General features: G+C 49.4%; 1 rRNA gene (running past one end of the window). It reads left to right on the top strand.

Going from position 1 to position 3092, the window contains the following annotated elements:
- The first annotated feature begins 313 nt into the window (after window positions 1-313).
- Window positions 314-3092 (top strand): 23S ribosomal RNA (locus KT990_RS08905); it runs 143 nt beyond the window's last position.

The raw sequence follows: 3092 nt of genomic DNA, 5'->3' as shown, positions 1-3092 counted from the left end.
TCTGTGATTTATCACAGCGTCTAGACCTGACGAAGGCTAGATCAATCATTAACAGAATATATTTGAGTTGAAATAAATTGTTTAAGGCTCAGAACTAAATTGACATTGAAATGTGACACGCAAGTGACATGTTTGAATGAAGATGCAGAACTGAGAAACTAGCGATTAACTGAATCAAGCGTTTTGGTATATGAATCTAATTGAAGCTGTACAGTGCTTAAATGCACAAACGCCAACTGTATGATTGACTGAGTGATTGGTTGATCTGTTGCTCATCCTGCTTGTAAGGATGAACGACTGTTTGGGGTTGTATAGTCAAGTAATTAAGTGCATGTGGTGGATGCCTTGGCAGTCAGAGGCGATGAAAGACGTGATAGCCTGCGAAAAGCTCCGGGGAGGCGGCAAATATCCTGTGATCCGGAGATGTCTGAATGGGGAAACCCACTTACCATAAGGTAGGTATTGCAACATGAATACATAGTGTTGCAAGGCGAACGAGGGGAAGTGAAACATCTCAGTACCCTTAGGAAAAGAAATCAATTGAGATTCCCTCAGTAGCGGCGAGCGAAAGGGGAAGAGCCCATTAAGTCATATAAGTTCTAGTGGAACGCTCTGGGAAGTGCGACCGTAGACGGTGATAGTCCTGTACACGAAAGGGCTTATATGATGATGTCGAGTAGGGCGAGGCACGTGAAACCTTGTCTGAATATGGGGGGACCATCCTCCAAGGCTAAATACTCCTGACTGACCGATAGTGAACCAGTACCGTGAGGGAAAGGCGAAAAGAACCCCTGTGAGGGGAGTGAAATAGATCCTGAAACCGCATGCATACAAGCAGTGGGAGCCGACTTGTTCGGTGACTGCGTACCTTTTGTATAATGGGTCAGCGACTTATATTCAGTAGCAAGGTTAACCGAATAGGGGAGCCGTAGGGAAACCGAGTCTTAATAGGGCGTTTAGTTGCTGGGTATAGACCCGAAACCAGGTGATCTATCCATGAGCAGGTTGAAGGTTGGGTAACACTAACTGGAGGACCGAACCCACTGTCGTTGAAAAGCCAGGGGATGACTTGTGGATAGGGGTGAAAGGCTAATCAAACTTGGTGATAGCTGGTTCTCCCCGAAAGCTATTTAGGTAGCGCCTCGGACGAATACCATTGGGGGTAGAGCACTGTTTCGGCTAGGGGGTCATCCCGACTTACCAAACCGATGCAAACTCCGAATACCAATGAGTACTATCCGGGAGACAGACTGCGGGTGCTAACGTCCGTAGTCAAGAGGAAAACAATCCAGACCGCCAGCTAAGGCCCCAAAATTATAGTTAAGTGGGAAACGATGTGGGAAGGCATAGACAGCTAGGAGGTTGGCTTAGAAGCAGCCACCCTTTAAAGAAAGCGTAATAGCTCACTAGTCGAGTCGGCCTGCGCGGAAGATGTAACGGGGCTAAAACTATATGCCGAAGCTGCGGATGCATAATTTATTATGCGTGGTAGGGGAGCGTTCTGTAAGCCGATGAAGGTGGATTGAGAAGTCTGCTGGAGGTATCAGAAGTGCGAATGCTGACGTGAGTAACGACAATGCGAGTGAAAAACTCGCACGCTGAAAGACCAAGGGTTCCAGTCCAACGTTAATCGGGGCTGGGTGAGTCGACCCCTAAGGCGAGGCCGAGAGGCGTAGTCGATGGGAAATTGGTTAATATTCCAATACTTCTGTGTAATGCGATGAGAGGACGGAGAAGGTTAAGTCAGCCTGGCGTTGGTTGTCCAGGTGAAAGGTTGTAGGCATGCATCTTAGGCAAATCCGGGGTGCTCTATGCTGAGAACTGATAGCAAGCTGTACTTGTACAGTGAAGTGGCTGATACCATGCTTCCAGGAAAAGTCTCTAAGCTTCAGTTACACAGGAATCGTACCCGAAACCGACACAGGTGGTCAGGTCGAGTAGACCAAAGCGCTTGAGAGAACTCTGCTGAAGGAACTAGGCAAAATGGTACCGTAACTTCGGGAGAAGGTACGCTGCTTTTGGTGATGGAACTTGCTTCCTGAGCTGAGAGCAGCCACAGAAACCAGGCCCCTGCAACTGTTTATTAAAAACATAGCACTCTGCAAACACGAAAGTGGACGTATAGGGTGTGATGCCTGCCCGGTGCTGGAAGGTTAATTGATGGGGTTAGCGTAAGCGAAGCTCTTGATCGAAGCCCCAGTAAACGGCGGCCGTAACTATAACGGTCCTAAGGTAGCGAAATTCCTTGTCGGGTAAGTTCCGACCTGCACGAATGGCATAATGATGGGGGCGCTGTCTCCAGCAGAGACTCAGTGAAATCGAATTCGCCGTGAAGATGCGGTGTACCCGCGGCTAGACGGAAAGACCCCGTGAACCTTTACTGCAGCTTGACATTGAACTTTGATCTTACTTGTGTAGGATAGGTGGGAGGCTTTGAAACCAGGACGCTAGTTCTGGTGGAGCCAATCTTGAAATACCACCCTGGTAATATTGAGGTTCTAACTCTGCTCCATGATCTGGAGCGAGGACCATGTCTGGTGGGTAGTTTGACTGGGGCGGTCTCCTCCTAAAGAGTAACGGAGGAGTACGAAGGTGCGCTCAGCGTGGTCGGAAATCACGCGTAGAGTATAAAGGCAAAAGCGCGCTTAACTGCGAGACCCACAAGTCGAGCAGGTACGAAAGTAGGTCTTAGTGATCCGGTGGTTCTGTATGGAAGGGCCATCGCTCAACGGATAAAAGGTACTCTGGGGATAACAGGCTGATACCGCCCAAGAGTTCATATCGACGGCGGTGTTTGGCACCTCGATGTCGGCTCATCTCATCCTGGGGCTGAAGCAGGTCCCAAGGGTATGGCTGTTCGCCATTTAAAGAGGTACGCGAGCTGGGTTTAGAACGTCGTGAGACAGTTCGGTCCCTATCTACCGTGGGCGTTGGAAATTTGAGAGGATCTGCTCCTAGTACGAGAGGACCAGAGTGGACGAACCTCTGGTGTACCGGTTGTGACGCCAGTCGCATCGCCGGGTAGCTATGTTCGGAAGGGATAACCGCTGAAAGCATCTAAGCGGGAAGCCTACCTCAAGATAAGATTTCCC

It is taken from the genome of Acinetobacter sp. F9, assembly GCF_019195275.1.
Taxonomy (GTDB): domain Bacteria; phylum Pseudomonadota; class Gammaproteobacteria; order Pseudomonadales; family Moraxellaceae; genus Acinetobacter; species Acinetobacter pseudolwoffii.
This window is presented reverse-complemented; position numbering and strand designations above follow the sequence as displayed.